Source organism: Kibdelosporangium philippinense, from assembly GCF_021390435.2.
Classification (GTDB): Bacteria; Actinomycetota; Actinomycetes; order Mycobacteriales; family Pseudonocardiaceae; genus Kibdelosporangium; species Kibdelosporangium philippinense.
Window position 1 is genome coordinate 375,801 of the sequence record NZ_JAJVCN010000005.1, and the last position, 6,700, is coordinate 382,500.

General features: G+C 66.3%; 7 protein-coding genes (1 of these 7 running past the window's edge). All 7 read left to right on the forward strand.

Annotated features, from left to right (window positions below):
* The first annotated feature begins 58 nt into the window (after positions 1 to 58).
* Positions 59 to 1,432, forward strand: coding sequence for an FAD-binding oxidoreductase (locus tag LWC34_RS54970; RefSeq protein WP_233734653.1), 1,374 nt, complete (start codon positions 59 to 61; stop codon positions 1,430 to 1,432).
* 19 nt (positions 1,433 to 1,451) lie between these two features.
* Positions 1,452 to 2,996: an acetolactate synthase large subunit gene (locus LWC34_RS54975; protein WP_233735026.1), complete on the forward strand. Its 1,545-nt coding sequence runs from the start codon at positions 1,452 to 1,454 to the stop codon at positions 2,994 to 2,996.
* A gap of 137 nt (positions 2,997 to 3,133) precedes the next feature.
* Positions 3,134 to 4,513 (forward strand): FAD-binding oxidoreductase, encoded by a 1,380-nt coding sequence (locus LWC34_RS54980; protein WP_233734655.1) that lies wholly within the window; start codon positions 3,134 to 3,136, stop codon positions 4,511 to 4,513.
* A gap of 34 nt (positions 4,514 to 4,547) precedes the next feature.
* Positions 4,548 to 5,198: a hypothetical protein gene (locus LWC34_RS54985; protein WP_233734657.1), complete on the forward strand. Its 651-nt coding sequence runs from the start codon at positions 4,548 to 4,550 to the stop codon at positions 5,196 to 5,198.
* Positions 5,199 to 5,282: 84 nt separating this feature from the next.
* Positions 5,283 to 6,374, forward strand: coding sequence for an NAD(P) transhydrogenase subunit alpha (locus tag LWC34_RS54990; protein WP_233734659.1), 1,092 nt, complete (start codon positions 5,283 to 5,285; stop codon positions 6,372 to 6,374).
* Positions 6,374 to 6,661, forward strand: coding sequence for an NAD(P) transhydrogenase subunit alpha part 2 (locus LWC34_RS54995; RefSeq protein WP_233734661.1), 288 nt, complete (start codon positions 6,374 to 6,376; stop codon positions 6,659 to 6,661). Before LWC34_RS54990 ends, LWC34_RS54995 begins: the two co-directional genes overlap by 1 nt.
* On the forward strand, positions 6,658 to 6,700 hold the 5' portion of the coding sequence (locus LWC34_RS55000) for an NAD(P)(+) transhydrogenase (Re/Si-specific) subunit beta (RefSeq protein ID WP_233734663.1). It continues 1,355 nt past the right edge of the window; the window shows 43 of its 1,398 coding nt (coding positions 1-43); it begins with the start codon at positions 6,658 to 6,660; its stop codon lies beyond the right edge, outside the window. Before LWC34_RS54995 ends, LWC34_RS55000 begins: the two co-directional genes overlap by 4 nt.

Sequence of the window (6,700 nt, forward strand, 5' to 3'; positions counted from 1 at the left end):
ACAATCGAATTTTCTGCCAACGGACTAGGGTTACCCCCGGGTACGAAGGGAGCGTCCAGTGGCGGACACCGCAGCCAAGCTGTCCGAGATCGTCGGTGCCGAGTATTTGCTCGCAGGGGACGCGATCGGCGAGGACTACGCGCATGACGAGGCGTTGAGCAGCGAGCCGGTGAAACCGGCGTTCGTGGCCCGCCCGGACACCGCCGAGCAGGTCGCCGGTTTGCTGAAAGCCGCGTCCGAGCACGGGATTCCAGTCACCGCCCGTGGATCCGGCTCCGGCATGTCCGGTGCCGCGCGGCCACGGGAGAACGGCCTGTTGATCTCGTTCGAGCGGATGGCCGCGATCCTCGAGATCGACACCGAGAACCATGTCGCCGTCGTTCAGCCGGGCGTGAGCCTGGAAGACCTGGACGCCGAGCTGGCCAAGCACGGTCTCGTCTATCCCGTGTACCCCGGCGAGCTCAGTGCGAGCATCGGCGGCAACGTCGGCACGAACGCGGGCGGCATGCGTGCCATCAAGTATGGCGTGACCCGCAACAACGTCCTTGGCCTGCAAGCCGCGCTGCCGACCGGCGAGCTGATCAGGACCGGCGGCAAGTTCGTCAAGTCGAGCACCGGCTACGACCTGACCCAGCTGATCATCGGCTCGGAAGGCACCCTGGCGCTGGCGACCGAGGCGATCTTGAAGGTCCAGCCGCGGATGCCGCACCAGGGCACCGTGCTGGCGCCGTTCGTCGACCTCGACGAGGTGGTGCGGGCGGTGCCGAAGGTGGTGGCCAGTGGCGTCGGCCCGTTGATCCTCGAATACATCGACGGCCTGACCATGGGCGCGATCACCTACCGCGCGCAGTTGCAGCTCGGCGTTCCGGACGAGGTCAAGGAGAAGGCGCACGCTTACTTGGTTGTCCAGCTGGAAAACCGCAGCGTCGACCGGCTCGAAGAGGACATCGCCGATGTCGGCGAGCTGCTGTCCGAACTGGGCGCGATGGACGTCTACGTCCTGGAAGGCACGGCCGCGAACAAGCTGATCGACGCGCGCGAAAAAGCGTTCTGGGCGGCCAAGGAAGCCGGTGCCGACGACATCATCGACACCGTGATGCCGCGCGCCGCGTTGCCACAGTTCATGGAGCGCGTACGGGCGATCGCGCAGGAGAACAACACGTTCGTGATCGGCTGCGGGCACGCGGGCGACGGCAACGTGCACCTGGCGGTGCTGCAGAAGGACCACGAAGTGCGCGACCGCGTGCTGCACGACCTGTTCGAGGCCGGGATCAACCTCGGCGGCGCGATCTCCGGTGAGCACGGCATCGGCCGCAAGCACACCGAGCGCTTCCTCGCGCTGACCGATCCGGCCAAAGTGGACCTGATGCGGCGGATCAAGACCGCGTTCGACCCGGCAGGCATTCTCAACCCCGGTGTTCTTTTCGACTGAGTTGGAGTTCTTGAACAAGATGAACGGCGCACAGGCCCTCCTCCGCACGCTCGTCGACGCGGGTGTGAACGTCTGCTTCGGCAACCCGGGCACCTCCGAGATGCATTTCGTCGCCGCACTGGACGCCGTGCCGGAGATGCGCGGCATCCTCGGGCTGTTCGAAGGCGCGGTCACCGGCGCGGCCGACGGCTACGCCCGGATGGCCGACAAACCAGCCGCGACCCTGCTGCACCTGGGCCCGGGGTTGGCCAACGGTTTGGCCAACCTGCACAACGCTCGTCGCGCGCGAACCGGGATCGTCAACGTCGTCGGCGACCACGCGACGTACCACAAGCAGTACGACGCACCGCTTGAGTCGGACATCGAGTCGCTGTCCAACACGGTCGGCTGGACACGTACGAGCGGTTCGACCGAGGCGCTCGCGACAGACGCCGCCGAGGCCGTGAAGGTCGCGCAGTCCGGTCAGATCGCCACGTTGATCCTGCCGGCGGACGTGTCGTGGGGCGACGGTGGCATCGCCGCGGCCGCGCTGCCTCCGCCTGTGCGCCCGACCGTCGCCGAGAACACCGTGCAGGCGATCGTCGATGTGCTCAAGTCCGGTGAATCGACCGTGATCCTGCTGGGCAACGTGGGGACGCGGGAGCGTGCGATCCGCGCGGCCAACCGGATTTCCCAGGCGACCGGGGCGAAGTTGTTCGCCGAGACCTTCCCGACGCGGATCGAGCGCGGCGCGGGCGTGCCTGCCCTTGAACGCCTGGGATATTTGGCTGAGCAGGCCACGTGGCAGCTGACCGATGTGCGCCACCTTGTGCTCGCGGGCGCCAAGTCGCCCGTGTCGTTCTTCGCCTACCCAGGCAAGGCAAGCGATCTGGTCCCGGACAACTGCAAGGTGCACGCGCTCGCCGAGCCTGCCGACGACATCGCCGCGGCCCTGGAAGCCGTCGCGGACATCGTCGCGCCGGACGTGGAGCCCGTGGTGCAGGAGGCGAAGCGGCCCGAATTGCCGTCCGGTGACCTGACCCCGCAGAACTGGGTCGACGTGATCGGCGCGCTACTGCCGGAGAACGCGGTGATCGTCGACGAGTCGAACACCTCGGGTCTGTTGTTGCCGATGGCGACCGCGGGCGCGCCCAAGCACGACGTGTTGACGTTGACCGGTGGCTCGATCGGTTTCGGCCTGCCGAACGCGGTCGGCGCCGCGGTCGCGTGCCCGGACCGGCCGGTCATCTGTCTGCAGGCCGACGGCAGCGCCATGTACACCGCGTCGGCGTTGTACACGATGGCTCGCGAGAACCTGAACGTCACGACCGTGATCCTGTCGAACCGTTCGTACGCGATCCTGAAGCTGGAGCTGCAGCGGGTCGGCGCGGAAAGCACCGGGCCCAAGGCGTTGGACTGGCTCGACTTGTCCCGGCCGAACCTCGATTTCGTCGCGCTGGCAACGGGAATGGGCGTTGCGGCCACTCGTGCCACCACCGCTGAGGAACTGGCCGAGCAGTTCCGCGAGGCCCAGGCCAAGCCAGGACCACACGTCATCGAAGCGGTCGTCCCGACCCTGTTCTGAGCACGGCTTCAATGCGGCACGTGCGGATGAGCGATCCGCACGTGCCTCCTTCTGTACGACGACGGCACGCCGGACCTGGTACCTAAGTGATTTCGCGAACGTACTGTTGGTCTTCGGTCTGAAGTAATCTCGCAAGAGTGACCTCGCTTCCTGCCAGCGCCACGATCGACGACCCGGACGTTCTTGCCGCGTACAGCACGGACCGGGCAACCTTCTGCCCCAGCGGCACTCCCAGGGCGTTGGTCAGGGCAAGGTCACTCGATGACGTCGTGCAAACCCTCAAGTGGGCGTACGCGAACAACGTTCCCGTCGTGCCCCAAGGCGCCCGAACCGGGCAGTCCGGCGGCGCGAACGCGCTCGACGGCTGCGTCCTGCTGAATCTGGAGAAGCTCGACCAGATCCTGGAGATCGACGTCGAGGAACAGATCGCGGTCGTCCAGCCAGGCGTCATCAACGCGACACTGGCCGCGGCAGTCGCCGAAAAGGGCCTCTACTACCCGCCAGACCCAGGATCGAAGGACATTTCGTCGCTCGGCGGCAACGTCGCGACCAACGCGGGCGGTATGTGCTGCCTGAAGTACGGCGTGACTGGCGACTTCGTCCGTGCTCTTCAGGTTGTCCTCGCCGACGGCCGCGTGATGCGTACGGGCCGTCGTACCGCCAAAGGCGTCGCGGGCTATGACCTGACCCATCTGTTCGTGGGCTCCGAAGGCACCCTTGGCGTGGTCACCGAGGTGACAGTCGCTCTACGACCCGCCGTGGCGAGGCCGTTGGCTGCCGTCGCGTTCTTCGACACCACGGCCGACGCGTGCCGGGCGGTCGCTGACCATTTAGGCGCCGGGTTCCGTCCGGCCGCGCTCGAGTTCATGGACGCCGCGACCATTGAAGCCGTCAGCAAACTGCGTGACCTGGGATTCCCGCCCGGTACCGGCGCGGTCCTGATCGCCCAGTCCGACGCGGGCACCAAGGCCCCCGAGGAGCTCGCGGCCTTCGAACTGTCGGCGCGTAAATGCGCGGCAACGGAGGTGGTCGTGTCCGACGACCCGGCCGAAGCCGACCTGCTGATGCAGGGCCGGAGGCTGGTCGGGTTGTCGTTCGAGGAATACCCGGCTTCCCTGGTCGACGACGTGTGCGTACCCCGTCGCAACCTGGCAGCGTTGGTTGACGGAATCGAGCGGATCGCCTCGGAGAACGGGGTCATGATCGCCACGTGTGGCCACGCGGGCGACGGAAACATGCACCCAGCGGTGCTGTTCGACCATTCGCAGGCCGAGGCGGCGCAGAAAGCGTTCGACGAGGTCATGCGGCTCGGCCTTGAGCTCGGCGGCACCATCACCGGCGAGCACGGAGTCGGCCTGCTCAAGCGCGACTGGCTGGCCCGCGAGCTGGACGAAGCCGCACTGTGGTCACACCACCAGATCAAACAAGCGCTGGACCCACGCGGAATCATGAACCCCGGTCGAGTGATCAACTCGACCGGCACTGGACGCGGCGAAGTCGATCAAAGATCATTTTAGGTGGGAGAGGTGCCGGCGAGGGAGTGTTGTAGCGATGCGGTCCTTGCGGCGGGAACTGGCGCGGATCTGGGCAGTCGTGACAGACCGGCCACGATGGCAACTGGTGTTCGCGTGCGTCGTCTCGGCGTGGACCCTGGCATGGGTAGTCGGCCAGGGCATCGCGCCACCCATGTCTCCCCTCGAAGTGCCGAAAGCACTCCTGGACTGGGCGGGCGCGCCGGTCGGGTGGCTGGAGGCGGCCGAAGCTTGGGCGCGTGACCCGTCGCGCTGGTGGGTGTTCTCCGTACTTGCGGTGTGTGGTGGCCTGCTGTGGTCCGCGACAACGGAACGTGCCCAGCTCACGGCCCTGTACGGCTGGCTGATCGTGATGGCCGCGGCGGAAGGCATCGGGTATCACCCGGCGATTTTCCGCGCGATCATCGCCATGGCCGTGTTCATCGCGATCCTGTGGCTGCTGTCGTTGCCAGGCAAGGTCTCAGTGATGAACAACCGCGTCACGCTCGTCCCGCGTGACGTCATCCGCGCCGGGGTGACCGCGGCGGTCATTGCCGCGTTGGTGCCCGTGCTGACCTTGGGGTTGGTCGTAGTCCGGTTGGTCCGTCCGTATGTCACGCGACCGCCGAAGGTTGTCGTCCCGCGCGCCCGTGAGCCGCAGGAACAGAAAAAGACTCTCGTTCGAGACTGAAACGCCGTCCTTCGGTGGGTGTGGCGCAAGCCACACGGTGGTACAACCGAAGACGTACGTTCTGTTTCCATGGGAGGGTCTCCAATGGCGGATACCCAGAACATCGTTGTCGGTGTGCCGCGCGAATCGGCCCCTGGAGAACGACGGGTTGCGCTCGTCCCCAAAGTCGTGGGACGCCTGCGGTCCGCAGGGCTGAACATCGTGGTCGAACCCGGCGCCGGTGGTGGGGCGTTGATGTCCGACTGGCTCTACGAGGAAGCCGGGGCCACCCTCGGCGATCCATGGGCCTGCGACGTGGTCGTCAAAGTCGCGGCCCCGACGGACGAGGAAATCGGCCGTCTGAAACCTGGCAGCGTGCTGATCGGCTTCCTCGGCACGAACCCACAAGAAAATCGATTGGCCGACGCGCTGATCAACCGGGATGTGCACGGCATGGCCATGGAAGCCATTCCCCGCATCTCCCGCGCGCAGTCAATGGACGCGTTGTCATCGCAGAGCAGCGTTGCCGGTTACCTCGCTGCCTTGCTTGGCGCGCAACACCTGACGCGCTTCTATCCGATGCTCACGACAGCCGCGGGAACCGTCCCTCCGGCGAAAACCCTGGTTCTCGGCGCAGGTGTCGCGGGCCTGCAGGCGTTGGCGACGGCACGTCGTCTCGGCGCGCAGACCACGGGATACGACGTCCGCCCTGAGGTCGCAGAACAAGTACGGTCCGTCGGCTCCAGATGGCTGGACCTCGGCATCGAAGCTGTCGGCGAGGGCGGATACGCACGTGCGTTGTCCGAGGAGGAACGCGCCGAGCAGTTGAAGCGGCTGAACGAAGCCGTGATCGGCTACGACGTCGTCATCACGACCGCGCAGGTGCCTGGCCGGAAAGCGCCGGTCCTGGTGACTGAGGATTCCGTGACCGCGATGCGGGCGGGCAGCGTTGTGGTCGACCTCGCTGGCGAAACCGGTGGCAACTGCGAGCTGAGCGTGCCCGGCGAAGTTGTCGTACGGCATGACGTGACGATCGTGGCGCCGCTGAACCTGCCAGCGTCGATGCCGGAGTCCGCGAGCGAGCTGTACTCGCGCAATATCCAAGCCCTGCTTGAACTTCTGATCACCGACGGACGGCTGATGCTCGACTTCGACGACGAGATCGTCGCGGCCGCCTGCGTGACGAGGAGGTCGTGATGCTCGTCCAGAACCTGGCCATTCTCGTGCTCGCCGGTTTCGTGGGATTCGCGGTGATCTCGAAGGTGCCCAACACCCTGCACACCCCGTTGATGTCCGGGACGAACGCGATCCACGGCATCGTGCTGCTCGGCGCGCTGATCGTGCTCGGCCTCGGCGCGACCGGAACCCTGGACCAGATCCTGCTGGTGATCGCGATCGCGTTCGGCACGATCAACGTCGTCGGCGGCTTCCTGGTGACGGACCGAATGCTCGGCATGTTCAAGGCAAAGGAGCCGAAGCAATGAGCTGGCTCCAGGACCCCGTCACGATCCAATGCCTGTACA

What these genes read in the sequence shown, in the direction of transcription:
- LWC34_RS54975 (WP_233735026.1), top strand. Translation starts at nt 1,452, where the DNA reads ATGAACGGCGCACAGGCCCTCCTCCGCACGCTCGTCGACGCGGGTGTG.
- LWC34_RS54995 (WP_233734661.1), top strand. Translation starts at nt 6,374, where the DNA reads ATGCTCGTCCAGAACCTGGCCATTCTCGTGCTCGCCGGTTTCGTGGGA.
- LWC34_RS54985 (WP_233734657.1), top strand. Translation starts at nt 4,548, where the DNA reads ATGCGGTCCTTGCGGCGGGAACTGGCGCGGATCTGGGCAGTCGTGACA.
- LWC34_RS54990 (WP_233734659.1), top strand. Translation starts at nt 5,283, where the DNA reads ATGGCGGATACCCAGAACATCGTTGTCGGTGTGCCGCGCGAATCGGCC.